Consider the following 26957-nt stretch of genomic DNA (forward strand, 5'->3'; position numbering starts at 1 on the left):
TACTTGCATCCATGACCGAGCGCTCCGATGTACCCGGAACTGACCCCGCACAGTTTCGGGTACACGTCGCGTCTCAAGCGATCCGGTTGTTCTCGGAGAACGGGTACGAAGCCACCACCGTCGAGCAGATCGCCGCTGCCGCCGGTGTGTCGCGTCGGACGTTCTTCCGGCAGTTCCGCTCCAAGGAAGACGTGATCTTCGCCGATCACGAGTCCCTCCTCGAACACGTCGCAGAGTTCCTCGCGTCCGATTCCGCCGACCCCTGGGCGTCCGTGTGCGAGGCCGCGGGACTGGTCTTCGATTTCTTCCGCAGGAACCGAGACCTGTCGATGCGGCGATACCGCGTCGTACAGCATGTTCCGGCTCTTCGCGACCGCGAACTCGTCACCGGATTCCGCTACGAGCGCCTCTTCGTCGACTACCTGCGCAGCGCTGTGCCCCGCGAACCTGTCCTCGAGGTTGTCGGTTTTGCCGCAGCTGTCACCGCGTGCCACAACTACCTCTTGCGAAGCATGATCAAAGGCGACGAGGACGCCACAGCTGACGCACTAAGTCAGGCATTGCTCGACGTTCGGCGGACGTACGGCGTGGCACCCGGGTCCAAGACCAGCACGCCAGAATCGAAGTCCGTGCTGGTAGTAGCCTTTCCCCCGGGCACGTCCGCTGATGAGATCAGCAGAAAAATCCACGAACAACTCGGCTGACACTGCTCGTGCACCGAAACTTCACACACCCATCCCTTGACCTGGCACTCAGTGCCGTGTTTGACTGGGGTCATGGGCACCGGTCTGTCCGCGAATCTCGCTGGTAACGCCGGAGCCGCACCGACCGCCTTCAAGCCACCTTCACCAAGGAGCGTTCCCATGGCAGGAAACCCGGATTTCAATCTCTTCGCACTGAACGAAGAGCACGACGAACTGCGGGCTGCTATCCGCGGACTCTCCGAGAAGGAAATCGCGCCGTACGCCAAGGACGTCGACGAGAACGCACGTTTCCCAGAGGAAGCGCTCACCGCTCTCAACGCGTCCGGCTTCAACGCCATCCACGTTCCCGAGGCTTACGACGGCCAGGGCGCCGATTCCGTCGCCACCTGCATCGTCATCGAGGAAGTCGCCCGCGTCTGTGGATCCTCCTCGCTGATCCCCGCTGTGAACAAGCTCGGCACCATGGGCCTGATCCTCAAGGGTTCCGAAGAGCTCAAGTCCAAGGTGCTCCCGGACCTCGTCAACGGCGGAATGGCGTCGTACGCACTGTCCGAGCGTGAAGCCGGATCCGACGCCGCTTCGATGCGTACCCGCGCAAAGGCTGACGGCGACGACTGGATCCTCAACGGCTCCAAGTGCTGGATCACCAACGGCGGCAAGTCCACCTGGTACACCGTCATGGCTGTCACCGATCCCGACAAGGGCGCCAACGGCATCTCCTCCTTCATGGTCCACAAGGACGACGAGGGCTTTGTCGTCGGACCGAAGGAAAAGAAGCTCGGCATCAAGGGCTCCCCCACCGCCGAGCTGTACTTCGAGAACTGCCGCATCCCCGGCGACCGCATCATCGGCGAACCGGGCACCGGCTTCAAGACGGCACTCGAGACCCTCGACCACACGCGTCCCACCATCGGTGCTCAGGCTGTCGGCTTGGCCCAGGGCGCACTCGACGCGGCGCTGGCGTACACCAAGGATCGCAAGCAGTTCGGCAAGTCCATCAGCGACTTCCAGGCTGTTCAGTTCATGCTCGCGGACATGGCGATGAAGGTCGAAGCCGCACGTCTGATGGTTTACACCTCCGCAGCACGCGCCGAGCGTGGCGAGAAGAACCTCGGCTTCATCTCCGCTGCGGCGAAGTGCTTCGCTTCGGACGTTGCCATGGAGGTCACCACCGACGCCGTGCAGCTGTTCGGTGGCGCCGGCTACACCACCGACTTCCCGGTCGAGCGCATGATGCGCGACGCCAAGATCACGCAGATCTACGAAGGCACCAACCAGATTCAGCGCGTCGTGATGTCGCGTGCGCTGTTGAAGTAAGGCACTTCGCGCCCCTGTGCGCCTTTCTGGTAGTTCTGACTACCGGAACGGCGCACAGGGGCTTGCCCCCAAATTTTTGAGGAGAATCGTGGAACTCGTAGGCGTAATCGGCGGCGGCACCATGGGTGCCGGCATTGCCGAAGTTTGTGCAAAAGCCGGTAGCTCGGTACTGGTGCTCGAAACCAAAGAAGAATTTGCCGCCGCTGCTCGCGAACGGATCGCCAAGTCGATCAACCGCGGCGTCGCCAAGGGCAAGATCACGCAGGAAGAAGCCGACGCCGCGATCGCACGTGTCCGCGTCACCTTGGACATGGAAGAGTTCGCCGATCGCGATCTGGTGATCGAAGCTGCTCCCGAGATCGAAGCTCTCAAGTACGAGATCTTCGGCAAGCTCGACAAGATCGTCAAGCCTGCAGGCATTCTGGCGACCAACACGTCGTCGATCCCCGTCATCAAGATCGCCAAGGCCACCTCGCGCCCCGGCCAGGTTGTCGGCGTTCACTTCTTCAACCCCGTGCCGGTCATGCCGCTCGTGGAGATCGTGGTCAGCCTGACGACGTCCGAAGAGACCGTTCTCGCCGTCACCGACTACGCCAAGAACACCTTGCGCAAGAAGACGGTTCGCGCGGGCGACCGTTCGGGCTTCATCGTCAACGCTCTGCTCATCCCGTACCTGTGCCAGGCTGTCCGGATGCTCGAATCCGGCTACGCCACAGCAGAAGACATCGACGAGGCCATGAAGGGCGGCTGCGGCTACCCGATGGGCCCGCTGACGCTGCTCGACACCGTCGGTCTCGACATCGCTCTCGCAGCAGCGGAGTCGCTGTACGCGGAATTCGCAGAACCGCACTACGCTCCGCCGGCGCTGCTTCGCCGCATGGTCGACGCCGGTCGCCTCGGCAAGAAGACCGGTCGCGGCTTCTACGAATACGCCTGAGTCCGACCGCTTCACTCTTCCGGCCCCTCACCTGTTGCAGGTGAGGGGCCGGAGTTGTTTTCGGGCAGATCTAGCCGAATCCATTGACAAATTCGCGCGGCGCAGCAAAAGTCATCATGTGACAACAACCGTTGTCACATGAGCGCAGGCGGAGGGTCAACCAGATGAGCAGCGATCCGGACACCGATACTCGTCGACCTAAGCCCCAGGCGCGACCAGAGCCCCGGGAACTACGAGCCGATCCGATCGGCCCCGGTTCCCTGACGTGGACACACTTCGGCGACGTTCGCGGTCTGCTGTATCTCGGACGCGCAGGCACGCTGCAGAACATGCACCCCGCGGTAAGTGGAGCGCTGCAAGATCATTCGAACTTCTTCGACAATCCGCTCGACCGCCTGTTCCGCTCACTTCCTCCCATCTACGGGGTCGTGTACGACCGGACCGAAGAGGGCACAGGCACGCTCGTTCGCAACTTCCACACCGATCTCAAAGGAACAGACGAAACCGGCGGGCGCTACCACGCCCTCGCTCCTGACACTTTCTGGTGGACTCACGTCACGTTCTTCGAGGTGATTCTCGATTTCAACGAGCGATTCGCGTACAAGAAGTTCACGCAGGAGCAGAAGGACCAGCTTGTCCGTGAGGCCGTAACTTGGTGGCGTTGTTACGGTCTCACCGATCGACCGGCTTTCGACGACTACGCGAGTTTTCGCACGTATTGGGAAGACATGCTCGACAACCACCTGATCAACACCCACACCACAAAATGGTCGACGCGCATCGCCGAGCACGACATCGCACCGGCTCCGAAGGTTCCGACGTGGCTGTGGCGTCTTAGCTCTCGCCCCACGATGGCCGTGGCGAACTGGATCGGCAAGGCACTGATGCCGGAGAAGGCGCGCAAGACCCTTGAATGGGAATGGACGCCGCGCGACGAACGGATGTACTTCTGGTTCGCCCGCTTCCTGACATTGACAGATCGGTTCTGGCATCTGCTGCCGTTACGACTGCGGTATGCACCGCGCGCCTACTCGGGCATCCGCGCGCAGGGTCTGTGAGCACTCGTCGGTAGGCTGGAGTGCGTGCCAGCCCAACTCCCCTCCGACGCGATCAGTGTCCGCGTGGACAGCTGGACGTGGGCGGTTCGGCTGTTCAAAACACGCTCGCAGGCGGCGACCGCCTGCCGATCGGGACACGTTCGGGTCAACGGAACGTCGGCAAAGGCGGCTCAGCAGGTGAAAGCCGGCGACGAGGTGCGGGTGCGTGTATCCGGCATCGAGCGCATCGTCGTCGTGGTCAAGCCGATCACGAAGCGAGTCAGCGCCGTGCTGGCCGCCGATTGCCTGCAGGACAATTCGCCGCCCCCACCACCGCCCGAACTGATCGCGTCCATTCCGCGACGTGATCGTGGCGCCGGCAGACCGACCAAACGCGAGCGACGCGACCTCGAGAAGTTGCGCGGCCTCGAGCCCTGATTGCTACCTCGAAACAGGCTGACGCAGAACCGTCTTCAGTTTCTCGGGCGGTGTACGGCGAGCGTCGCTGAGATAGATCTCGTGATGATCGCCGTTGAAGCTCAGGCCGTTCGACGGGATGAACGTGTTGTGCAGCCGGTCCAGGGTAGGAGCTTCGTCGTCGTACGAGCCGACGTGAAGAATCTGGACGGACAGACCTTCCTCCAACTCGAGAAACCTGACCTTGTCGAGAGCGGCAATCTCCTTCTTGGCCCGCACTGCCTTGGCCCGGACTGCGTCAATCGACGCAGACAGTTCGGTCTCCGTGATCCACTCCGGTTGCGAGATCATCATCGTCCAATCCCACGACGACTTGTCCCGCGTCACGAACACCTCGGGGTCATCTGCCCGCCACAACCCTTCCAGCGGGCCCACGACGAAGTCGCGATCCAGTTCCTTCTTGCTCGCGAATTTGGTCGCGTAGGACACCGAATACAGCGCTTCGAGCGCCTCGGAGTACTCGGTGGCAGTGTTGGGATCACCGTGACCGTCGACGGCGAAGTAGCCGAAGCGTGGGACGGTCACGAGGGCAAAATCGCTGCGCCCGGGGGAATAGAGATCCTTGTGTGCCTTCTTGACGTCGTACTTCTCCATGCGCCACCCACCTGATCACTGGCCGAGTTTCAACGTTCGGAAACCTATCCGAGAACACCGACATTCCGATAGCGGACCACCGTCCCCTTGTTAATAGACCAGTGGACCTTTACTCTGGACGGGGTGACTACACCCCAGGCGACCGACGTCGCTCGAGTTCCGCGCCGCAGACCGTTGCGGATCGTTGCCATATCCGCGATTGTCGCGTCGATCTTGGCTCTGTTGTTCGTGTACCCGTGGTGGAGCTTGTTCGTCCGGCCGGACTGGCCGACAGCGGTGGCAGTTTTCGGCACCGTTCTATTTGCCGCCCTCCTGATCACCCTGCCTGCCACCATGATGCTCAGCCACGGACACACTGACCGCGATCCAGTTCGCCTGGTCGGCGACGCCCTCCTCGGAATCATCTGGGTCGTGTTCGTGTGGACCCTGCTCGGTGAAGTCCTGAGGCTCGGATTGCTCGTCGGCGGCGTGGATGACCCGCTTCGATCGAGAATCGTCGCCGTTGCGGCACTGATCACCTCGGCCGTTCTGCTGATCTGGGGCTATCGGGAAGCCATGAGACTGCCACGGATCAAGCACGTCGACGTCACCATCCCTCGCCTCGGAGCGGGAATGGACAAGCTTCGGGTAGTCGCAATTACCGACACCCATTTCGGCCCGATCAATCGCGAGAAGTGGTCCGAGCGCGTGATCGCGGCAGTCAACGAACTCGACGCCGACATCGTGGCCCACGTCGGTGACATTGCCGACGGAACAGTGGAGCAGCGCCTCGGCCAAGCCACCCCACTCGCGTCGGTGGAAGCCAGACTCGCTCGTGTCTACGTCACCGGGAATCACGAGTACTTCCACGAGGCTCAGGAGTGGCTCGACTACATGACCTCGATCGGCTGGGATGCCCTGCACAACCGGCACCTCGTCGTCACCAAGGGCGGCGACAACCTGGTCATCGCCGGAGTCGACGACGCCACCGCTCTGGGATCGAAGCTCGACGGTCACGGCGCGAACTTCGATATGGCCCTTGCCGGCACCGACCCCGATTTGCCGATCCTGATGCTCGCCCATCAACCGAAGCAGGTAACTCAGTCCGCTTCCGCGGGAGTGGATCTGCAGCTCGCCGGTCATACCCACGGCGGACAGATCTGGCCCTTCAACTTTCTGGTCAAACTCGATCAACCTTCGGTGCACGGGCTCACCCGTCACGGCGACCGCACGCAGTTGTACACAAGCCGCGGAACCGGGTTCTGGGGTCCACCATTCCGCGTGTTCGCACCGAGCGAGATCACCGTCCTGACGCTGCACAGCGCCTGAACGGGCTCAGCTCGTTCGGGTTGCCGCTCGCGCCGACAGCCCGACGAGCTGATTGATCAGACCTTCACGTAGGCCGGTTGCGAACATGTCGGCAGCAGGGGGCGCCTGCATCTCGTTCAGTACGACGACCATGGATTCGGCAGGCTCGGCAGTCGGCCACAAGCCTGCAACAATCACCAGGGTTACCTTGGCGAATTGAGCCGCGTCGCCCTCCGAGAGGTGAGGCAATTGCGAATGAATCAGCGACGCAAACCTTCCCGAGTTGACCGTTGCCCGCTTCTTGAAGTCACGGGCGAAGTCGACGGAGATGTTTCTTTCGAGGACACCTGCCATGACGCTCATCAACTCACACAGTAAACGCTGTGCGACAAGCGATTCCGCAACCGTCGATGCCACATGGATTTCAGTGGCGAACGGTGACTCGTCACCGGCCGGAGTCAACGACTCGGACAACCCGTCCAACCACGCAACCCAGTTCTCGTCGAGCACTTCGAGAAAGATGGCTTCGCGACTGTCGAAGTAGCGAAGCACGTTCGACTTCGCCAGTCCGACGCTCTCACTGAGCTCACGCAGGCTGATGTCGGCGACGGGCCTGGACCCGAGCATCGCGCGGGCCGCATCGAGAATCGCGCACCGACGCGCTTCGATCTGCTCAGGCCTGCGCGCGCGCTGAAATCCGTGGGTCGCCACCATCACGCAAGATTATCAGACCATCGTTCTATTGTTCGCTGCGATGCATGTCAGTTGTCCGAAGACGCGTGCTGCGCCACGACTCCCCTCGACGCCAATTCACGACGCAGCGAATCGGTATCGACAGACGCGAGATCAACCCGGTGAGTGCGGGCAGCCAAGGCTCGGACTTCCTCGGACAGGTCCGCCACCTGCTTACGCGTCGCGGCCTGGGATGCCTCGTCCTGTTCCGCCACGCGCTCGACCAACCAGGAAGCGAGTGTGGCAGTCACGATGCCCAGCAACGCAATTCCGCCGATCATCAATGCTCCGGCGGTACGACGTGATGGCAGCGCCCTGCGCGTGACGCTCGGCATCGAGCATGGCCAGCGCCGCGACACCGATCAGCAAGGCCGTGGCACCAGTGGCGTAAATAACCACCCGTCCACGCAAGCTTTGCCCGCTCGAGCGGTGAACTATCGCAAGCAGTGTGACCAACCGAAGTAGGCGCAGCGGACGCAGCATGGGCAACACCACCATCGCCAAGTCCAAGAGATGCCTGACGAACCAGCGACCGCGGGCAGGTGCCAACCACAGGCGAACTGCGTAGTCGACGGCAAAAACGACCCACGCAGCCCACATCGTCCATTCGGTCAGACGATGTGGAAGGCCCGTCGGTTGCGCCAGCACTTGGTACGCGTACGCCACCAAGAACAGGCAGGCCGCAGCGGTCAACGGGATGTCGATGGCTAGCTGCCATTTCTCCAACGTCCACGCAGCGCGGCGGTGCGCCGACTTCGTCGATTCGTTCATCCGAGAAGTCTGACACCACCGCTACCTAGTGCCCGGCAGAACCGACTCAGATCCGAGTGTGCGTCAAGATGTTGAGCGCCGTGGGAACTGCCTCGATCGTGATGGGCAACGGCCCCACCCGATCGCCGTCCGCGTAGGCGATGATGCCCTCGGAGACCAACCGCACCTTCTTCGACCGATACGTCTGCACCGCATCCAAGGAGACGTGAGTTCCCTTGTACACCCGCGGAAACAGGCGCACCAGACGCAACCTCGAACCGTGCCCGACGACGGTCAGATCCAGCAACCCGTCAGACTTCGACGCGCCCGGAGTGATGAGCATGCCGCCACCGTACGAGCGGCCGTTGCCGACAGCCACGAGCGTCGCGTCCACCGTGATGACCTCGTCGTCGAGTTCGATCCGGTACGGCAGCGGCTTCATCTTCGCCAACTCGGCGAGCATCGCCAAGTTGTAGCGCATCGGTCCCTTGGGCCACGACATCCGATTGGCCCGTTCACTGACCAGCGAATCGAATCCGCTCGCGATGATCGTTCCCGACCAGACGACGGAACCGTCGGCCAGCGTGATCTTCGCCAGGTCGGACTGCTGCACGACGCCGTCGGCGATCACATCGGCGGCTGCCTCGGGATCGCCTGTGGGAATGCCGAACTCACGGGCGTGATCGTTACCGGTGCCCGCCGGGATGAGCCCGATAGGAGTATCGGTCAACGCGGCAGCCTGCAATCCGATGCTGATGGCACCGTCACCGCCGACCACCACCAGCGCGTCGGTACCCTCCTCGATCGCACGACGGGCCAATTTCTTGGCGTCGTCGGCGTCGGTTCCGATGATCTCGGTGACGGCAACTCCCCGAGCGCGCAGTCGCGCAACACCTTTGCGTCCTGCCGCAGGCGCGTGACCATGTCCCGCCATCGGATTGATCAGGACGGTAACCTTCTCGATCTGACTGCGGGTTTCGGTCACGGAATCAGCTTTCCAGGATTGAGGATGCCGGCAGGGTCCACTGCATTCTTCACTGCGCGAAGGATGTTCGCGCCCAGTTCACCGATCTCGTCCTTCATCCATGGGCGGTGATCGGCGCCGACAGCGTGGTGATGGGTGATCGTGCCACCGGCGGCGATGATCGCATCGCCAGCGGCAGTTTTCGCCTTGTGCCACTGAGCGATCGGATCCTCGGTCTGCGCGCTGACCACGGTGAAGTACAGCGAAGCACCGGTCTTGTAGGTGTGCGAAATGTGGCACATCACGAGCGGCTGAGTCCCCTGCTCGACGAGAGCCTTGGTCAGCGCCTCGGTGACCGAGGAGCGCAGGTTCGCGAGGTTACCCCAGGTGGTTGCCGTCTCGAGGGTTTCACACAGCGCACCGACATCGAGGAGAGCGTCACGCAGATACGGTGCATCGAATCGCCCGTGTTCCCAGCTGTTTCCGGGCTCCTCGCCGAGCGATGTGCCGCCGTGAGCGGTGAGAATTGCTCGGGCCTCCGCCATCCGTTCAGCGGTGTGCGAAGCGGTGCCCTCGTAGGTAGTGATGCCGAGGCAACCACCGGTGAAGGCGTTCTCGCCGATCTTGTCGGTGGTCGCCAAATTCACGCCACTCTCGGCCTCGTCGGACAACCGCAGCACGGTCGGAGCCGATCCTTCCTGGACAAGCTCACGCAATGCAGCTGCGCCGGTGGCGAAGTCGGGGAAGCTCCACCCTTCGCGCACGGTGGTCTCGGGCAGACGGTGAACCCGCACACGCACGTGCGTGATGACGCCGAAGGTGCCCTCGGAGCCGACAAAAAGCTCACCCAGATCGGGGCCTGCAGCGGATGCCGGCGCACGCCCGGTCTCGATCACTCCACTCGGGGTGACAACGGTGAGGCCCTGAACCATGTCCTCGAAGCGCCCGTATCCAGCCGACGCCTGCCCCGAAGACCGGGTGGCGGCAAACCCGCCCAGAGTGGCGAACAGGAAGCTCTGCGGGAAGTGCCCGACCGAGAAACCGTGCTCACGCAGAAGCTCCTCGGCCCGTGGGCCGGTAGTTCCGCCGCCGAACGTCGCAATGCCCGATTCCTCGTCCAACCCGACAAGCTGATCGAACCTGCGCAGATCGAGAGAAAGAACTGCTTCGAACCCGTCACGAATGGGATCGAGCCCGCCGACGACGCTGGTGCCACCACCGAACGGGACCACTGCGATCCGGTTGGCAGAGCAGTATCGGAGAACCTGCTCGACCTCTGCGTCTGTCCCTGGAGTGACGACTGCGTCCGGTGCGTCCTGCGGCTCGACGCTACGACGGCGAAGCAGATCCGGGGTGCTCTTGCCACCGGCCCGAAGGATTCGATCGGAATCCTTGGTACTGACGTACTCGGCCCCGACCAGCCCGGACAGCGCTTCGACATGCGACTGGGCCATAGCGGACGGAGCCACCTGGACGTCTTCGATGGCGAGACGCGATCGAGTCGGTGCGGAGACACCGAGAAATCCGGTCAACAATGATGTGACTGCGTCCGACAGTTCACGCTTCTTGGCCGGATCGCCCCAGGCGTCCCACTGCATCGGCGGTTGCAAGGCAGACTTTTCGGTGCTCATAGACACTAGTGTTACATATTTGTGTGATGTGTAAACATCCCGGTGGATCAATCCATCCATCAACCCATCGTCTTGGAACCGTCGATGGCTTCGCGAAGCATGTCCGCGTGGCCCGCATGCTGGGCCGTCTCGGCGATGATGTGCAGCAATGCGCGCCGCGCTGACCAGCGAGCTCCCGCTTCGAACCACGGCGCCGACGGCAGTGGATGCGAGATGTCGAGGCTGTCCAGCGAGGCCACCAACTCGTCGGTCCTGGCCGCGATCCCCTCGTACTCGGAAACGATGCCTGCCAAGTTTTCACCCTCGACCATGGCGAATTCGTTCGCCCGTTCCTGTTGCATCTCTTCCGACCACTGGGTCGGGTCGAAGTCCCCACCAAGTCCGGCCGGCCCTTCCAGAATGAAGTCGACCCATCCCTTTTCCGCCTGACCCACATGCTTGATCAATCCGCCGAGGCACAGTTCACTCACGGTCGGCCTCGAAGCGGCCTGCTCGTCGGTGAGGTCCTTGACGGTGAAGAGAAGGAATTCACGATGCCGACGCAGGCTCTGGAGGAGATCCGCGCGCTCGCCGGTGACGGTGGTGATCGGTGCGTTCATGATGTTTTCCTTCGCTCGTGGGTTCGTGCCCTGTGAGAACTACGTTAGAAGTTATTGCGGACAGAAACGGTCCTCATTAGAAAACGATCAAGAAAAAACTCCCGGCACCCACCGATGAAGGTGAGTGCCGGGAGTTCGAGCGAGCTAGACGAGATCAGACTGTGCGGGCCAAACGATCGGCCAGCAGGCGCGTGAAGTGCGCCGGATCGCTCAGCTCGCCGCCCTCGGCAAGCAACGCCATGCCGTAGAGCAACTGAGCCGTCTCCGTCAGGTTCTCTGCATTGTCATTGGCGGCCTGCGCCTCCCGCAGACCCGAGACAAGCGGATGCTCCGGGTTGAGCTCGAGAATGCGCTTGCTGTGTGGAACAGGCTGACCCGAAGCCTTGTACATCTTCTCGAGCGTCGGAGACATGCTGAACGCGTCGCCGACGATGCAGGCAGCCGACGTGGTCAGGCGCGTCGAGAGACGCGTTTCCTTGATGTCTTCGGACAGGGTTTCGGTCAGCCACGTCAGTAGCGCGCCGAATTCCTTTTCCTTCTCTTCGCGCTCGGCCTCGGCCGCCTTCTTCTCGTCCTCGGTGTCGAGGTCGACCTCGCCCTTGGCGATCGACTGGAAGGTCTTGCCGTCGAAGTCCGAGACTGCGTCGACCCACATCTCGTCCACGGGATCGGTAAGTACCAGAACCTCGAGGCCCTTGGCCTTGAAAGCCTCCATGTGCGGCGAGCTTTCGATGAGGTGACGAGATTCGCCGGTCATGAAGTAGATCTGTTCCTGACCGTCCTTCATGCGCTCCACGTACTCGGCGAGAGTGGTCACGCCCTCTTCACTGTTGGTCGAGGCGAAGGACGAGATGTCGAGCAGCGTCTTGCGGTTGTCGGCATCGGCCATCAGGCCTTCCTTGAGCGCGCGTCCGAACTCGGTCCAGAAAGTCGAGTACTTCTCCGGCTCGTTCGCCTTCATGTCCTTGATGGTCGAGAGGACCTTCTTGGTCAGACGACGACGGATGGCAGCGATCTGCCGGTCCTGCTGCAGAATTTCACGAGAGACGTTGAGCGAGAGGTCTTGTGCGTCGACCACGCCCTTGACGAAGCGCAGGTAATCGGGCACCAACTCTTCGCAGTCGTCCATGATGAAGACGCGCTTGACGTAGAGGTGGATCCCGGCCTTGCGCTCACGCATGAACAGATCGAACGGCGCCGTCGACGGAATGAACAGCAGCGCTTGGTATTCGAAAGTACCTTCGGCCTTCATCGGGATGACCTCGAGAGGCTCGTCCCAGGCGTGGCTGACGTGCTTGTAGAACTCCTTGTACTCGTCCTCGGACACCTCGTCCTTGGCGCGAGTCCACAGCGCCTTCATCGAGTTGATCGTCTCGGTCTCGATGGTGACCTCGGGCTCCTCGCCCTCGGCCGGCGTCGACGTACGAGCGACATCCATGCGGATCGGCCACGCGATGAAGTCGGAGTACTTCTTGACCAGTTCCTTGATCTTCCATTCCGACGTGTAGTCGTGCAGGCCGTTCTCGGAATCCTCGGGCATCAGGTGCAGGGTCACGGAGCTACCCTGCGGTGCCTCGTTCACATGCTCGAGCGTGTACGTGCCTTCGCCGGTCGATTCCCAGCGCGTCGCGTGATCTTCACCGGCACGGCGGGTCAGCAGCGTGACCTTGTCCGCGACCATGAACGTGGAGTAGAAACCGATGCCGAACTGACCGATCAGTTCTTCCGATGCCGCTGCATCCTTGGCTTCCTTGAGCTTACGACGTACCTCGGCGGTGCCGGACTTGGCGAGCGTGCCGATCAGGTCGACGACCTCGTCACGCGACATGCCGATGCCGTTGTCGCGGATCGTGAGGGTGCGCGCCGCTTTGTCGATGTCGATCTCGATGTGCAGATCGGAGACGTCGACGTTGAGGTCTTTGTCCTGGTACGACTCGAGGCGGAGCTTGTCCAGCGCGTCCGAAGCGTTGGAGATCAACTCACGAAGGAAGCTGTCCTTGTTCGTATAGATTGAATGAACCATCAGATCCAGCAGCTGACGTGTTTCTGCTTGGAACTCGAGCTGCTCGGTATGCGCGGTCACTTCGATCCCTTTCTCTTCTCGGACTGATCACAGGAATTTTACTTGACCGCGAATACCGCGGGTCGGCCCCCGCACAGACAAGGGAGGCCACGCGACCTGCGCGTGACCTCCCGTTATCTTCACCACCGATCTACTCGGTGACGTTCACCATCGAATAGTTCGAGACGCCGGCGGCCAGCACCCTGAGGTGATCGTCAGATGCGCCCAAAGTGTGTTCGATGGCCACCAGCCGCGAGACGTAGTGCCCGACCGGATACTCGGCTGTCATACCGATACCACCGTGCATCTGAATTGCTTCCTGACCGATCTGATGCGCGGCGCGACCGACAGACAGCTTCGCTCGCGACGCGATGGTCGGATCGATCACTCCGTCGGCGATGGCCATGGTGGCGTACAGACTCATGCTGCTCGCCAGTTCGAGCGCCACGTACATGTCGGCCGCACGATGAGTCAGCGTCTGGAACTTCGCGAGCGGAACACCGAACTGCTTGCGCTGCTTCAGGTATTCCGTCGTCAGTCGCAGAGCTTCGGTCATGATCCCGATCGCCTCGGCGCACAGAGCTGCCTGCGCCCGAACCTCTGCTTCGACGATCGCCTCCGTGACATCGCCGCCCTCACCAAGCTGTTCGGCCGCGGCATCGGTGAACGTGAACTGCGCACCGCGACGGCCGTCGTGAGTTGCGTATTTGCTCCATGAGACACCCGCGCTTTCCGCATCTACCAGAAAGAGCCCGGTGCCCCCGTCTGGAAGTGCGGCGCTGACGATCACGACGTGCGCGCTGTCGCCCTGCAGGACCGGGTTCTTGACGCCGGTGATAGTCCACCCCGATCCCGACTGCGACGCCGTGGTCGTGACGGTGGCGACCGGCCAGCGCGTGCCGGGTTCCGTATGCGCGAAGGCCGACAGAGTGGTCCCGTCGCTGAGCGCCGGCAGGAGCCGCGCCCGCTGATCTGCCGAACCGACAGCCGCGATCAAACCGCCGGGGATCAGAACACCACCCAGATACGGCTCGGGTGCAAGCGCGCGGCCCAGTTCGGTCATCACGACCATGGTCTCGACCGGCCCAGCGCCCATCCCGCCGTCGGCCTCCGCGAATGGCAGGCCGAGCAGCCCGAGCTCGGCGAACTGCTTCCACACCGAGGCATTCCATCCCTCGTCAGTGGCCGAGGTGGCGTTACGCTTCTCCGCGTCGTAGCTGCGGTTGAGCAATTCGCGCGTCGTGTCGCGAAGCATCGTCTGCTCGTCATCGAGTTCGAAATTCATGTCAGATGCTCACAATCCGAGAATCGAGGAGGCAATGATGGAGCGCTGCACCTCACTTGATCCGCTGTAGATGGAAACCTTCCGGTAGTTCAGGTAGCGCGGCGCCGCTTGCTGCGCCCACTCCGGCGAGTCGATCTCGACCGTATTCACCGGCAACGAGTCCGGACCCGCAACATCCATCAGCAATTCCGTTGCTGCCTGCTGCAATTCGGAGCCGCGGAGCTTGAGCAGCGAGGACGCCGGGTTCGGCTTGCCGTCTGCCGAACTCGCCACAACTCGCAGTTGAGTCAGATCCAGCGCAAGCAAATCGTTTTCCAGCTCAGCCAACCGAGCCGCGAACAACGGATCATCGAGGAGGGTGCCGGTTCCAACGCGAACTTCCCGCGCCTTCTCTTTTGCCGTGGCGACAAGAGTTTTGGAGAACCCGACCCGCGTGACGCCCGTGCGTTCGTTGCCGAGCAGGAACTTGGCGTAGTCCCAGCCTTTGTTCTCTTCGCCGACAAGATTCTCCGCAGGGACGCGGACGTTGTCGAAGAACACCTCGTTAACCTCGACGCTGCCGTCGATCAGTTTGATGGGGCGAACCGTGATGCCGGGAGTTGCCAGATCGATGAGCAAGAACGAAATTCCGGCCTGCCGCTTCTGAGCACTGGCATCTGTACGAACCAGACAGAAGATCCACTCGGCGTGCTGCGCGAGAGTAGTCCACGTCTTCTGACCATTGACGATGTAGTCTGCGCCGTCACGAACAGCGGCCGTCTTGAGTGAAGCGAGATCCGAACCGGCTTCGGGTTCCGAAAAACCCTGGCACCACCAGATATCGGCGTTGGCCGTAGCGGGGAGAAATTTCTCCTTCTGCTCCTGCGAACCGAAGGCAGCGATAACGGGCCCAACCATGCTCACGTTGAACGGCAACGGGTTGGGTACCGACGCCAACTGCATTTCCTCGGAATAGATGTGGCGCTGTACCGGAGTCCAGTCCTTGCCACCCCATTCGACCGGCCAGTGCGGAACCGCCAGTCCGTGTGCGTTCAGAATCTGTTGGCCCGCAACGATGTCTTCACGCGTCAGCTTTCCGAATCCCGCTGCACGTGCTCGAAGTTCGGGCGAGAATTCGGTGGTGAAGAACTTTCGCATCTCCTCGCGGAACGCAACTTCCTCAGTGGTCAGTTCGAGATTCATGTGGAGTCTGCTTTCTTCTTGCAGGATTTCAGAACAAGATTCGCGCGACGGTCTGCGCAACGACGGCAGGTTTGCCCACGCCTTCGATCTCGACGGTGTTGGTGATCTGACTCTGTAGGGAACCGTTCGGCAATTCTTCGATTGCGGAGAGCACTGCGGTATTTCGAACCTTGGCCCCGACTGGCACCGGACTCGGGAATCGAACCTTGTCGGACCCGTAGTTGACGACCATTTTCGCGCCGTCGATGCGATACACGGACTTCGACAGAAGCGGCAGGAGTGAGAGCGTCAGATACCCGTGCGCAATTGGTCCACCGAAAGGTGATTCGCGCCTGGCTCTTTCGTCGTCGACATGAATCCACTGATGGTCACCGGTCGCGTCGGCAAATTGATGGACCATCTCGCGGGTGACCTCGACCCACTCGCTCGAGCCCAGCGTTTCACCGACCGCCCCCAGGAGATCGGACTTGTTCTCGAACACCCGTGTCATCTGATCCTCCACGTTCCCGAACACTGTTAGGTTAATTGGATAATAAACTCACAGTGTAAGGTTGTCCAGTACTCAGACGAAAGGTTTCTGTGCGATGGCGCGACCGCGGGTTCCACTACTGAGCAAGCCGATCATCAGGGACACCGCCCTGAAACTGGTCGACGAGAACGGTTTGACCGACTTCTCGATGCGCAAACTCGCCACCGTCCTCGGCGTGCAGGCACCGTCGCTGTACAGCCATTACGCCAACAAGGATGAGCTACTCGACGACGTCGCGAACGTCATCATGGAGTCCGTCGACGTGAGCGGCTTCGACTCCGACGATTGGCGCGGCGCGCTACGCACGTGGGCGCGGTCCTACCACGCCGCCCTGGGCAAGCATCCCAACATCGTTCCCTATCTGGCCTACGGTCCGAGCGTCAGGCCCATCGCCCTCGATCGCGCGAACGCCATCCACGGCGGCCTGGTGCGCGCCGGATGGCCGCAGCGCACGGCAACGCTGATCGGCGCTTCCGTCAAGTACGTGGTCATGGGTGCTGCGACGGCAACGTTCTCCGGCGGATTCGTGGACGATCCCGCTATCTACGCCGAGCGTTACCCGCACCTCACACGAGCACACCTGTTGCGTGAGCGTGCCACCGAGATCGACGGCGCCAGCTTCGAACTCGCACTGGAATCCCTGCTGGACGGGCTGGACGCCAAATACGCACTGCTGCAGAGAACTACAGAGCAACCTCCTCGAAACTGAGGGTTGTTACCGTCGATCAAGCGTGCCGAGCATCGCGACGAAGGCCGCCTGACGATCCCCCAGAGCGGCGAAGAATTCCCGGTCCGAAGATTCCACCGCGCGGTTCGCCCTGCCGGCCAAGGCCGCACCCACCGGCGTGACGGCAAGCGAGCGAGCACGAGCATCCGTCGGATGTGGACGTCGTTCGACAAACCCCTTGGATTCGAGGGTCCGAATCACCTGTGACGTCATCATCGCGTCGGTGCGCGCGTACTCGGCAAGACCGCGTTGAGTTATCGGCGTCTCTGCATCCAGCCAGGTCAGTGCGGCGAGCAGAACGAACTGCACGTGGGTCAGGTCGAAAGGTCGCAGCGCCACGCGAATCGAGGCTTGCCAAGCATTGGTGACACGCCACAACATCAGACCGGGACTCTCGTCCGCGTCCTCGAAGTCGGTTTCCAGTTTCTTCGCCACAGCGCCAGTGTGTCAGCTCGTCGTCGAACGCAGAACCTCGACGTCGTTGTCATCCAACGGAATCAAGCCACGCCGGAGTTGATACCCCCAATTCGGTGCCGAGGTCAGCGCCAATCGACTCCGGACTGCGTCGAGAGGAACGGGGTTGAACTGTTCGTACCGAACTCGCCGCCGAAACGGCTTGAAACACCCCTCGTCCGCCTGCCAGATCTCACCCTCTTCGATCACACCGAGAGCTGTGAACTCGCGCAACGGATCTCGGTCGCCCATGGACTCGACCGGCGAATAATAGACCAGCACGTCACCTGCTTTCATCCGTACCAAACCAGCTCTCTTTCCGTGCCCGATCTGTGCGATACCGAGATCCACTGCGCGACGCACATGTTCGGCAGAGACAACCCCTAACCAGGCATTCATCGCCGGCCCCCTGGCGAACCGAAAGCACATTCATTCATGCATTTAGTATGCGCGCTTATTATCTTTCACGCAACAGATCCACTCTTGAACGTGTTCAACTCCAGGGCGTACGCTGCACTTGAACATGTTCAAAGAAGGAGTGTCGATGGGTAGTCGCGGGATCGAGACCAGGGAAAAGCTGGTGGAAACAGCATTGCGGCTCTTCCGCGACGAGGGCTTCGCAGCGACGACCATGCGCAAGATCGCCAATAAGGCAGAGGTCTCGCTCGGGAACGCCTACTACTACTTCGCCAGTAAGGACGAACTGGTTCACGAGCTGTATCTCGTCATCCAACGCGATCACCGCGCGCGGGCGCTTCCACTCCTTCGCGAAGGTGGGTCACTGACAGAAAATCTCAGGATTGTTCTGCACACCGGACTCGATGTCATGGGGCCCTATCACGGCTTCGGTAGCGCGTTTCTGCACGTTGCACTGCCCACCGCATCACCGTCCAGCCCGTTCTCGGCCGAGTCGACCGATGCGAGATCGATGGCCGTCGAATTGATGCGCCAAGCACTGGCGGCGTCGAAGCAGAAGACGCCGGCGTCATTGGAGACCCAGCTCCCCACGCTCTTGTGGCTCAGCTATCTGGGCGTGACGCTGCACTGGGTCACCGACGCGTCTCCGGGGCAAACTCGTACCCGATCCCTCGTCGACGGCCTGGTACCGATCATCGCGAAAGCGCTCACCCTCGCCCGGCTGCCAGTGGCACGAGGTCTGGTCGGCGATGTCGCCGCCCTGATGACAAAAGTCGTTTCTGCAGAGGGGAACACAAAACCATGAAGACCGTTGTTGTCTGTGGTGCGTCGGGTTACGTAGGCCAACACCTTCTTCGAACGCTCGAATCCAACGGGGTCGACGTTCGGACGATCGGCCGGGGAGGAACGAGCGATGCCACGTGGTCCGACGAGCACGGCGTCGCCGATGTACTCAGCGGCACGGATCTGCTCGTCAACCTCGCCGGCCGCTCCGTGAGCTGCCGCTACAACAAGCGCAATGCCGACGACATCTTCTCCTCCCGAGTGGAAACGACTGCACTGTTGGGTCGTGCGCTGACCCGCACGCCGCAGCCACCCTCACTCTGGGCGAATGCCAGTACCGGCACGATCTACCGAGACGCACGAGATCGACCGATGGACGAGAAGAACGGAGAGCTGGGTAAGGGATTCTCCGTAGCGGTCGCGCGAGCGTGGGAACACGAATTGTTCTCAGCCCCGACGCCTGTTCGCATAGTGGCACTTCGGATGTCGATCGTCCTCGGAGCCGGCGGTGGGGCGATCAATCCGTTCGTCAACCTCGCCCGAATGGGCTTCGGCGGACGAATGGGCGACGGCCGACAGATGTTCAGCTGGATTCACATCGCCGACGTCATTCGCGCGATCATCCACGTCTACGAGAATCCGGAGATCTCAGGCCCGGTCAATATCGCATCCCCGTATCCGGTAACCAACACCGACATGATGCGGATGGTACGAGCGAAACTTGGCCGACAATATGGGTTTCCGACGCCGGGCTGGATGCTCGAGTTCGGCGCACGAATCATCCGCACCGAGGCTGAACTGGTAACGAAGAGTCGCTGGGTTTCACCAGGGGTGCTCGCGGACAGCGGCTTCCAGTATCAATTTCCGACGTTGGAGTCTGCGCTGAACCAGATCGCTCAAGAGACCCCGCGAGGGTTGCTTCCGGTTTCACTCGGCTGAAGTTCGGCTGCGATCGCAACCGCTCGCACGATATCCTGCTCGAGCAGATAGTGATTCAGTGCAATCGCAGCCTTTGATCCGGCAGCGGCGGCGGTGATCAACTGCGCCGGAGAATCCGACACATTCCCCGCGGCCCAGGCTCCAGGCACACTTGTGCTGCCTGCAGGATCAGTTACCACCCAACCATTTTCGTCGGCTTCACACCCCAGGTCAGTCAACAGATCGCCTCGCGGAACAAACCGTGGGCCGACAAACACTACGCTTCGCGGAATTACCTGACCGGAGGCCAGTTCGACGCCGTCCAATCGACCATCGCCAACCGACACGCCAGCCACATCGCCTTCGACAATGCGAATCCCCCTGGCAATCAGCCGCTCCCGTTCGGCTCCCGTCAGCTCGATACGGTTGGGAAAGAAGACGACATCCTCCGACCATTGGCGCACCAACGACGCCTGATGAATGGTGAACGGCCTGTTGTCACCACCGAGCACACCGATCGGGGAATCTCGAACCTCGTATCCGTGACAATAGGGGCAATGCAGAACATCGACTCCCCACCGATCGTGCAGCCCAGCGATGTTCGGCAGCTCGTCACGTAACCCCCCGGCCACCAGAACAGTCCGTGCCTCCAGCTGCGCGGTCGCATCGGTTTGCACAAGAAATCCACCGTCATCCGTGCGCTCGATTCGGATTGCGGTGCCAGTCGTCATTTCGCTGCCGTACTCGAGAACCTCCTTGCGGCCGGCCGCAAGTAATTGCGTAGGACTCTCACCATCCCGCGTCAGGTACCCGTGCAGGTGCTCGGAGACACCATTGCGCGGGTTACCTGCATCGACGATCATCACTCGCCGCCGAGCCCGAGCCAGAACAAGCGCGGCACTCAACCCCGCCGCACCGCCACCGACAATCACCACGTCGAACCTCATGTGCTCCCCCAGTCCGCAGATCGTCCCACCCGAGACGGTGGGCTATTCTGGCAATCTAGCAAATTTGTTTACCGGTTAACAAAGTTGAGGAATCGTGAACGAACCAACGCTCCGCTCCCGTACCTGCAACCTCTGGGCCGAAAACAATCCCGACCTCGACACCTCGCCCATGGAAGTAGTCGCGCAACTCAAACGGATTACGGCGCTTCTCGAACTAGCAGTCGAACCGGTATACCAAACCGCGGATCTCACCGTGTCGGAAGTGGAACTGCTTGTGCCACTGCGATACGCCGAGGAACCGGTCACCGCGATTCGTCTCGCCGAACGCCTCGGTATGTCTCGGGCCGGGGTCAGCAAGGCACTCGCGCGACTCGAGAAGCGAGGACTCGTCTCCCGCACAAGCAATCCCGAAGACAGGCGATCTGCACTGATCACGATGACGGTCCAGGGAAACGCTGTCGTCGACGACGTCTTTCCTCGCGAACTCGCCGCTCACGGTGAATTGTTCACCCAACTCGGCCGGGACCGGGGGAAGGTCCTTGCCGCACTCGAGCGACTGGCAGTATCCATGGAAAGCGGGCTGAATCGAATGCCGGGCAAGTAATCGGGGTTACTCCTGCTCTCCGGTCCGCCCGCCGTACGTCGCAATCTTGTACTCCGTCGCAGCCAAAGACAACGTGAGCTCCTTGATCTGCCGACGAACGGTGTCCCGGTGCTCGAGCAGCATGTCGAGCCTCTCCGGAACTGTCCCTTCACCGGCGTCGACCAGTTCGACGTAGTGCTGCAGGTCGCGAATCGCCATACCCGAGATGCGCATGCGGGTCAGAAACACCAGCCTGCGAACAGATTCCGGACCGTACACACGATGTCCGCTCGAGTCACGATCGACCTCGACCAGACCGATCTTCTCGTAGTAGCGCAGCGTATGTGCCGAGACATCCAGCAGGTCCGAGACTTCGGCGATCGACATCGGCTCCTGAACGTCCCCTGCATCGACGAGTCGGTGAATCACCTCGATCGACATTGGCCCGTCCACTTCCCCAAGTGCCTCGAGTGCCTTACGCATCAAGTCTTCCGTAGCCATGACTCTCAGCCTAGAACGGGCGGACAGGGCCGGCAGCATCCGCGAAGTCTGCACTGCGAGCCAGGTCGGCCCAGACGCATACCTCGGCGAGATTCTTCCGATACGACGCGGAGACACGCTCCACGGCTTCCTTTCCGAGTGGCAGACGAAGTGGCACATTCTCGCTGTGCACAAGCGAGGTGATGATCTCTGCTGCTTTCTCCGGATCACCCTCCTGAACACCGTCTGCGGCCGCCATGTCCCGCAGAACGGGATCCAGCAAATCACGGTATTCCGATGATGATTCGGCGAAGCTCAGAACGCCAGGCGTGTTGAATGCTGTACGGAATCGGCTGGGCTCGACGATCATCACCCGAACGCCGAACTGCGCGACCTCACCGGCGAGAGCCTCCGACCAACCTTCGAGAGCGAACTTCGACGCCGAGTACGCCCCGACGCCGGGAAACGACATACGGCCGCCTTGACTGCTCATCTGCACGATCGTCCCGCTGCCCTGCACTCGCATCGACGGGAGGACGGCGCGCACCAACGCGGCGGGTCCGATCAGGTGCAGTTCCATGAGATCCCGCAAGGTCGAATCGTCCACCATCTCCGCCGCGCCGACCATCCCATGACCGGCATTGTTGACCAGCACGTCGATGCGACCAAAACGCTCGAGCGCATATTCGACGACGCCCGGAGCCGCTGCGGTATCTCTGACGTCGAACGTCACCGCCGAGAACCGATCCGGATTCGCCGACGCAATATCTGCAACGGACTCGGGACGACGAACTGCAGCGACTACCGCGTCCCCCGATCGAAGTGCAGACAGTGCGAGTTCACGGCCGAAACCCTGAGAAACTCCAGTGATGATCCAGGTCTTTGTTGTCATGGTCGGCAACGCTAGGGGTTAGAGCGCGCTCCAACGCAAGCCTGTGGTTCTACCGCCGAACTACACGCCGGCCCAGAGCGGTCGTTCCCCGCGAAGGAAACCGTCGACGCCGGCTTTGAAGTCGTCACTGCTGTAGATCATGCTCATCAGATCATCGTTGTCGGCAATCACTCGGGTTCTGATGCGTCGCAGGGACTCCCGAATAGTCCAGACGGTCATCGGGGCGGCGGCAAGTAGATCGCGAGATACCTGGGCAGTCAGGGTCGCGAACTCGGACTCTGTTGCACAGTCGCTGAGGAAGCCGCTCCGCAGAGCCTCGCCACTCGACATCACCCCAGCCCGAGCGATCAACGACATCAGACGCGAACTGCCGATCCTGTCCGCCAGCAACGCCACGGAATGGATCGACAACGAGTTTCCGAGTGTGCGCGCGATCGGTAGGCAGAAGCGTGACCCCTGGGTCGCGATCCGCACATCGCACGCTGCCGACAGCAACAGCCCTGCTCCCGCGCACACACCGTCGATGACCGCGAGGGTGGGATCCCTCACTTTCTCGAGTTCGGTCAGTACGCCGACGAACCGGCTTTCGTAGTCGAGCCCGTCGTGAAAGCTCGAGAAGGTTTGAAAGTGGCCAATGTCGGAGCCCGCCGAGAACGCCTCTCCCCCAGCACCTCGGAGAGTGAGTAACCGAATCTCGCGGTCGGAGTCGGCGCGCCGGCAGGCTCCGGCAATGGCGTCGTACATCTGCGGGGTCAATGCGTTGCGCTTTTCCGGCCGGTTGAACACGATGTCGAGGGTCTCGCCACGACGGATGATCAAGATTTCTTCGTGCGTTTCAGTCATGACACTCACGTTATTTCCGGTAGAGAAAAGTCGAAACACATTGCACTTGAATATCTTTGCGAATTCTCGATGCAAAGTTGCAGATAGTGCGAACGGAGAAGCGTCGACGAGGCCAGGAGACGGTGATGCCAGAACCGAACCTCGCCGACGCAGTATCAAAGGGGCGTCATGCCACGACAGCAGAAAGTGTCATGCCACGACTGTGCGCTGTGGCACACCGGAGTACTGGCTCAGCGGCCTGATCAGTGCATTCGACTGCCCCTGCTCGATGATGTGCGCCGTCCATCCGGTGATGCGGCTCATCACGAAGATCGGCGTGAACATCTCGACGTCGAAGCCCATGAGGAAATATGCAGGGCCCGTGGGGAAATCGAGATTCGGCTTGATTCCGGTGGCACTGACCATGGTCTTCTCGAGGATCTCGTACATCTGCACCCACTTCTCGCCGTCGGTCGCTGCCGCGACGTCGAGGAGGGCCTGCTTCATGGTCGGAACACGCGAATCACCGTTCTTGTAGACGCGGTGCCCGAAGCCCATGACCTTCTCCTTGGCAGCCAACTTCTCCGACATCCAGGCTTCGGCGCGGTCGGGGTCGTCGATCTCGAGCATGTCGTGCATGACAGCTTCGTTTGCACCGCCGTGCAACGGGCCCTTGAGCGTGCCGATAGCCGCGGTCACTGCGCTGTAGATGTCCGAAAGTGTGGACGTCACAACACGAGCGGCGAACGTCGAGGCGTTGAAGGAGTGCTCCGCGTACAGGATCAGCGAGACCTCGAAGGCCTTCACGATCGCCGACTCCGGAACAGCACCGAAGCACATGTTCAAGAAGTTTTCGGCGAAACCCAGGTCCGACTGCGGCGCGATGGGATCCTGACCGCGCCGGCGGCGGAAATCGGCTGCGACGATGGTCGGCAGCACAGCCGTCATCCGCAGCGCCTTGGCCAGATTGGCCTTCTCCGAGTTGTCGTCCTCCGCCGGATCCTCGGCGCCGAGGTAGCTGATCGCCGTGCGGACAACATCCATGGGGTGGCAGTTGTCCGGCATCTTGGTCAGGAGTGAGAGCAGTGAGCGGTCGGCACGACGGGCCGCACGCTCACGCAGGCAGAGTAATTCGAGCTGCTCGGGAGTCGGCAGTTCGCCGTACCAGAGCAGGTGCGCAACTTCTTCGAAGCTGCAGTTCGCGGCAAGGTCCTGCACTGCGTAACCGCGATACGTCAACGAATTCGTCTCGGGCACTACCTTGGAGATAGCCGTCGTATCGACGACAACTCCGGCCAAGCCCTTGTAGATCGTCGGAATCTGTTCGGTCATGTCCTACTCCCCTCCAAGCTGAAATTGAAAATGCCACTGTCGAATTCGTTGTAGCGCTCGTACTCGAGAATCTCGTACAACCTGCTGCGATGCTGCATTTCGCCGAGCAGTCCTTCTTGCGTGCCCTCCGCAAAAATCTCGCGCAGACCCTTTTCGATAGCGAACATCGCCAGCCGAAGGGTGGTCACGGGGTAGATGACGGCGTTGAAACCGATCTCTTCCAACGTCTTCGCCGAAATGAGACTCGACTTCCCGAACTCGGTCATGTTGGCGAGGAGCGGAGTGTCGACCGCTGCGCGGAACTTCTCGAAGTCTGCTTCTGTGGCAAGAGCTTCGGTGAAGATCAAATCAGCACCGGCATCCGCGTAGGCCTTTGCTCGCTCGATCGCCGCGTCGATACCGTCGATTCCGGCAGCATCGGTGCGCGCGCAGATGACGAAGTTCGGGTCACGACGCGCCGACACTGCAGCATGAACACGGCGAACCATGTCTTCGGTGGGCACAATTGCTTTGCCGTCGAGGTGCCCACAGCGCTTGGGGTTGATCTGATCCTCGAGGTGCAGACCGGCTATACCGTCGTCCTCGAAGATCGTGACCGTGCGGGCCGCGCTCATAGGTTCACCGAAACCGGTGTCGGCATCGATCAGCGTCGGGAGGTCCGTGACGCGCGCGATCTGCTTGCTGTGGCCGGCGACCTCGGTCAAGGTTGTCAGTCCGATGTCGGGAAGCGCCAATCCGGCGGAATACGCACCACCTGAAACGTAGACACCCTCGAACCCGATTTCCTGAATCAGTCTGGCTGTCAGCGGATTGATCGCACCCGGGAGTCGTTGAATCTTTCCGGACGTCAGCCCGGCCCGGAAGGCAATCCGCTTGTCGGCTGCAGACGTCGCTGCTGCGATGAGGCCCGGCATCAGAAAAGTCCCTTGGCGACCTTGGGAGCCCGAGCGAGAACGTCTTCGGAAACGGTGAAGGTCAGCTGATCGAGTTCGCCTGCCTTCAATTCGGCGGTGCGCTGAGCCGCGTCGAGGAAGCGGTCCTGTTCGCTCGGCTCGATGACGCCCTCGGCGAGGGTGCGGAACTTCCCGACGTACTGATCGCGAGCGAACGGACGTGCGCCGAGCGGGTGCGCATCGGCAACCGCAAGCTCGTCGACGATGACTTCGCCGCTCTTCAAGGTGATCTCGGCGCGAGCACCGAAAGCCTTCTCGTCCGGATCCGTCGAGTGGTAACGGCGTGTCCATTCGGGATCTTCGCGCGTGGAGATCTTGTTCCACAGCTCGATCGTGTCCGCGCGCTGTGCACGCTCGGACGCGTAGGAATGTTCGTGGTGCCACGTACCGTCCTGTAGCGCAACGGCAAAGATGTACATCACCGAGTGGTCGAGGGTTTCACGCGAGGCGGTCGGGTCGAACTTCTGCGGATCGCCGGAACCGGTGCCGATGACGACGTGGGTGTGGTGACTGGTATGCAGGACGATCGACGCGATCTGGTCGAGATCACCGACACGAGAACGCATTCGGCGAGCGAGGTCGATCGGCGCCTGGCTCTGGTACTCCGCGGAGTGTTCTTTGGTGTACGAGTCGAGGATGGCGCGCTTCGCCTCACCCGAACCGGGTAGCGGAACGTGGTACTCCTTGTCCGGGCCACCGAGTAGCCAGGCGATGACGCCGTCTTCGCCTTCCCAGATCGGTGACGGTGCGCCCTCACCGCGCATCGCGCGGTCGACCGCCTCTACGGCAACCTTGCCTGCCAGCGCAGGCGCGTACGCCTTCCAACTGGAGATCTCGCCCTTGCGGGACTGACGTGTCGCCGTCGTGAGGTGCAGCGCCTGGCCGATTGCCTGGTAGACCGTCTCGGTGCCCAGGCCCAGCAAAGTTCCGATACCTGCCGCAGCCGAGGGGCCGAGGTGTGCGACGTGGTCGATCTTGTGCTCGTGCAGGCAGATAGCCCGAACCAGGTCGATCTGGATCTCGTAGCCGGTCGCCAGACCACGAATCAGGTCTCGACCGTCACGGCTGGTGTGCTGAGCGACGGCGAGGATCGGCGGGATGTTGTCTCCGGGGTGCGAGTACTCGGCGGCGAGGAACGTGTCGTGGAAATCGAGTTCACGAACCGCGACACCGTTGGCCCAGGCGGCCCATTCAGGCGAGAACGTACCGGGGATACCGAACACGGTGGAGCCCGGCGTATACGGATGCGACTGTGCTTGCGCCCGCGCATTCACCACGGGACGGCGCACCAGGGAAGCTGCGGCAACTGCCGCGTTGTCGATGATCCGGTTGACGATCATGTCGGATGTGGCGTCGGTGACGTCGACGGAATCCGTCGCAACTTCCGCGATCTTCCACGCGAGGTGGTCTTCCTTGGGGAACTCTTCGGCAGAGCGGTGAGTGCGTACGAGATGCGTCTTCATCGGTCCTCTTCTCACGTTCTTCGGTATCTATTTGCACGCTACGCAGCTCATTCACCTCGGGATAGGCCCTCGCAATTGCCTATTTGTGCAATGACAATGC

At 61.5% G+C, this 26957-nt stretch carries 28 protein-coding genes and 1 pseudogene; 10 read left to right on the forward strand and 19 right to left on the reverse strand.

Features of this window, described 5'->3' with window-relative positions; all coding sequences use genetic code 11:
• Positions 1-11 precede the first annotated feature (11 nt).
• From RHP72_RS24125 to RHP72_RS24145, 5 genes are all read left to right on the forward strand, one after another.
• Positions 12-704: a TetR family transcriptional regulator gene (locus RHP72_RS24125; RefSeq protein WP_003939674.1), complete on the forward strand. Its 693-nt coding sequence runs from the start codon at positions 12-14 to the stop codon at positions 702-704.
• Between the two features lie 159 nt (positions 705-863).
• Entirely contained in the window at positions 864-2021 is a 1158-nt protein-coding gene (locus RHP72_RS24130) for an acyl-CoA dehydrogenase (protein ID WP_003939784.1), read from the forward strand.
• Positions 2022-2109: 88 nt separating this feature from the next.
• Positions 2110-2958, forward strand: coding sequence for a 3-hydroxybutyryl-CoA dehydrogenase (locus RHP72_RS24135; protein WP_003940434.1), 849 nt, complete (start codon positions 2110-2112; stop codon positions 2956-2958).
• 164 nt (positions 2959-3122) lie between these two features.
• Positions 3123-4016 carry an oxygenase MpaB family protein gene (locus RHP72_RS24140; RefSeq protein WP_311093918.1) on the forward strand — a complete coding sequence of 298 codons (894 nt, stop codon included), beginning with the start codon at positions 3123-3125 and terminating at the stop codon, positions 4014-4016.
• Between the two features lie 24 nt (positions 4017-4040).
• A complete protein-coding gene (locus RHP72_RS24145) occupies positions 4041-4433 on the forward strand; it encodes an RNA-binding S4 domain-containing protein (protein WP_029256216.1) in 393 nt (130 codons plus the stop codon).
• A 3-nt stretch (positions 4434-4436) separates the two neighbouring features.
• Here the strand turns inward: RHP72_RS24145 and RHP72_RS24150 are convergent, their stop codons facing one another.
• Positions 4437-5066 (reverse strand): GyrI-like domain-containing protein, encoded by a 630-nt coding sequence (locus tag RHP72_RS24150; RefSeq protein ID WP_311093919.1) that lies wholly within the window; start codon positions 5064-5066, stop codon positions 4437-4439.
• Positions 5067-5189: 123 nt separating this feature from the next.
• On the opposite strand from RHP72_RS24150, the gene RHP72_RS24155 reads away from it, so the two are divergent.
• A complete protein-coding gene (locus RHP72_RS24155; protein WP_054781212.1) occupies positions 5190-6374 on the forward strand; it encodes a metallophosphoesterase in 1185 nt (394 codons plus the stop codon).
• Positions 6375-6380: 6 nt separating this feature from the next.
• Here RHP72_RS24155 and RHP72_RS24160 read toward each other — a convergent pair whose 3' ends face one another.
• The 9 genes and pseudogenes from RHP72_RS24160 to RHP72_RS24200 form a co-directional block, all read right to left on the reverse strand.
• Positions 6381-7067: a TetR/AcrR family transcriptional regulator gene (locus RHP72_RS24160; protein WP_058226231.1), complete on the reverse strand. Its 687-nt coding sequence runs from the start codon at positions 7065-7067 to the stop codon at positions 6381-6383.
• A gap of 47 nt (positions 7068-7114) precedes the next feature.
• Positions 7115-7856: pseudogene (locus tag RHP72_RS24165) on the reverse strand (ion transporter).
• Positions 7857-7902: 46 nt separating this feature from the next.
• Positions 7903-8820 carry a diacylglycerol kinase gene (locus RHP72_RS24170; RefSeq protein ID WP_007731349.1) on the reverse strand — a complete coding sequence of 306 codons (918 nt, stop codon included), beginning with the start codon at positions 8818-8820 and terminating at the stop codon, positions 7903-7905.
• A complete protein-coding gene (locus tag RHP72_RS24175; RefSeq protein ID WP_063315800.1) occupies positions 8817-10397 on the reverse strand; it encodes an FAD-binding oxidoreductase in 1581 nt (526 codons plus the stop codon). The genes RHP72_RS24170 and RHP72_RS24175 overlap by 4 nt, the downstream gene beginning before the upstream one ends.
• 92 nt (positions 10398-10489) lie before the next feature.
• Positions 10490-11029 carry a DinB family protein gene (locus RHP72_RS24180; protein ID WP_063315799.1) on the reverse strand — a complete coding sequence of 180 codons (540 nt, stop codon included), beginning with the start codon at positions 11027-11029 and terminating at the stop codon, positions 10490-10492.
• A 154-nt stretch (positions 11030-11183) separates the two neighbouring features.
• Positions 11184-13112, reverse strand: coding sequence for a molecular chaperone HtpG (htpG, locus tag RHP72_RS24185; protein WP_063315798.1), 1929 nt, complete (start codon positions 13110-13112; stop codon positions 11184-11186).
• A 130-nt stretch (positions 13113-13242) separates the two neighbouring features.
• Positions 13243-14376 carry an acyl-CoA dehydrogenase family protein gene (locus RHP72_RS24190; RefSeq protein ID WP_063315797.1) on the reverse strand — a complete coding sequence of 378 codons (1134 nt, stop codon included), beginning with the start codon at positions 14374-14376 and terminating at the stop codon, positions 13243-13245.
• A 9-nt stretch (positions 14377-14385) separates the two neighbouring features.
• Positions 14386-15558 (reverse strand): acyl-CoA dehydrogenase family protein, encoded by a 1173-nt coding sequence (locus tag RHP72_RS24195; RefSeq protein ID WP_050656415.1) that lies wholly within the window; start codon positions 15556-15558, stop codon positions 14386-14388.
• 28 nt (positions 15559-15586) lie between these two features.
• A complete protein-coding gene (locus tag RHP72_RS24200; RefSeq protein ID WP_047271233.1) occupies positions 15587-16048 on the reverse strand; it encodes a MaoC family dehydratase in 462 nt (153 codons plus the stop codon).
• Positions 16049-16142: 94 nt separating this feature from the next.
• Here RHP72_RS24200 and RHP72_RS24205 point away from each other — a divergent pair, with 94 nt between their 5' ends.
• On the forward strand, positions 16143-16796 hold the full coding sequence (locus RHP72_RS24205; protein WP_003939740.1) for a TetR/AcrR family transcriptional regulator: 654 nt from the start codon (positions 16143-16145) through the stop codon (positions 16794-16796).
• A gap of 6 nt (positions 16797-16802) precedes the next feature.
• Here RHP72_RS24205 and RHP72_RS24210 read toward each other — a convergent pair whose 3' ends face one another.
• Together RHP72_RS24210 and RHP72_RS24215 are read right to left on the reverse strand one after the other, a co-directional pair.
• Positions 16803-17249, reverse strand: a complete 447-nt coding sequence (locus RHP72_RS24210) for a MarR family winged helix-turn-helix transcriptional regulator (RefSeq protein ID WP_165638910.1) — start codon at positions 17247-17249, stop codon at positions 16803-16805.
• A gap of 12 nt (positions 17250-17261) precedes the next feature.
• The gene (locus RHP72_RS24215) at positions 17262-17666 is read right to left on the reverse strand and encodes an EVE domain-containing protein (RefSeq protein ID WP_030535154.1); all 405 of its coding nucleotides are present in this window, start codon (positions 17664-17666) and stop codon (positions 17262-17264) included.
• A gap of 145 nt (positions 17667-17811) precedes the next feature.
• On the opposite strand from RHP72_RS24215, the gene RHP72_RS24220 reads away from it, so the two are divergent.
• Both RHP72_RS24220 and RHP72_RS24225 read left to right on the forward strand, forming a co-directional pair.
• Positions 17812-18489: a TetR family transcriptional regulator gene (locus tag RHP72_RS24220; protein WP_311093920.1), complete on the forward strand. Its 678-nt coding sequence runs from the start codon at positions 17812-17814 to the stop codon at positions 18487-18489.
• Positions 18486-19406, forward strand: a complete 921-nt coding sequence (locus tag RHP72_RS24225; protein ID WP_311093921.1) for a TIGR01777 family oxidoreductase — start codon at positions 18486-18488, stop codon at positions 19404-19406. Before RHP72_RS24220 ends, RHP72_RS24225 begins: the two co-directional genes overlap by 4 nt.
• On the opposite strand, the gene RHP72_RS24230 is transcribed toward RHP72_RS24225, so the two are convergent.
• Positions 19364-20332, reverse strand: a complete 969-nt coding sequence (locus tag RHP72_RS24230) for an NAD(P)/FAD-dependent oxidoreductase (RefSeq protein WP_083056715.1) — start codon at positions 20330-20332, stop codon at positions 19364-19366. The genes RHP72_RS24225 and RHP72_RS24230 overlap by 43 nt on opposite strands.
• 94 nt (positions 20333-20426) lie before the next feature.
• Here RHP72_RS24230 and RHP72_RS24235 point away from each other — a divergent pair, with 94 nt between their 5' ends.
• Positions 20427-20936, forward strand: a complete 510-nt coding sequence (locus RHP72_RS24235) for a MarR family winged helix-turn-helix transcriptional regulator (protein WP_118606639.1) — start codon at positions 20427-20429, stop codon at positions 20934-20936.
• A 6-nt stretch (positions 20937-20942) separates the two neighbouring features.
• Here RHP72_RS24235 and RHP72_RS24240 read toward each other — a convergent pair whose 3' ends face one another.
• The 6 genes from RHP72_RS24240 to prpD all read right to left on the reverse strand — a co-directional run bounded on the left by RHP72_RS24240 (position 20943) and on the right by prpD (position 26857).
• A complete protein-coding gene (locus RHP72_RS24240; protein WP_030538051.1) occupies positions 20943-21416 on the reverse strand; it encodes a MerR family transcriptional regulator in 474 nt (157 codons plus the stop codon).
• 10 nt (positions 21417-21426) lie between these two features.
• Positions 21427-22287, reverse strand: a complete 861-nt coding sequence (locus RHP72_RS24245) for an SDR family NAD(P)-dependent oxidoreductase (protein ID WP_311093922.1) — start codon at positions 22285-22287, stop codon at positions 21427-21429.
• Between the two features lie 60 nt (positions 22288-22347).
• Positions 22348-23130: an enoyl-CoA hydratase gene (locus tag RHP72_RS24250; RefSeq protein WP_311093923.1), complete on the reverse strand. Its 783-nt coding sequence runs from the start codon at positions 23128-23130 to the stop codon at positions 22348-22350.
• Positions 23131-23319: 189 nt separating this feature from the next.
• A complete protein-coding gene (locus RHP72_RS24255) occupies positions 23320-24441 on the reverse strand; it encodes a bifunctional 2-methylcitrate synthase/citrate synthase (protein WP_047269777.1) in 1122 nt (373 codons plus the stop codon).
• Positions 24438-25355: a methylisocitrate lyase gene (gene prpB / locus RHP72_RS24260; protein ID WP_311093924.1), complete on the reverse strand. Its 918-nt coding sequence runs from the start codon at positions 25353-25355 to the stop codon at positions 24438-24440. Before prpB ends, RHP72_RS24255 begins: the two co-directional genes overlap by 4 nt.
• Complete coding sequence (gene prpD / locus RHP72_RS24265) at positions 25355-26857, reverse strand: 2-methylcitrate dehydratase PrpD (protein ID WP_311093925.1); 1503 nt, start codon at positions 26855-26857, stop codon at positions 25355-25357. Before prpD ends, prpB begins: the two co-directional genes overlap by 1 nt.
• Positions 26858-26957: the final 100 nt, after the last annotated feature.

It is taken from the genome of Rhodococcus sp. SG20037, from assembly GCF_031763325.1.
In the GTDB taxonomy this organism is placed as follows: Bacteria; Actinomycetota; Actinomycetes; order Mycobacteriales; family Mycobacteriaceae; genus Rhodococcus_F; species Rhodococcus_F qingshengii.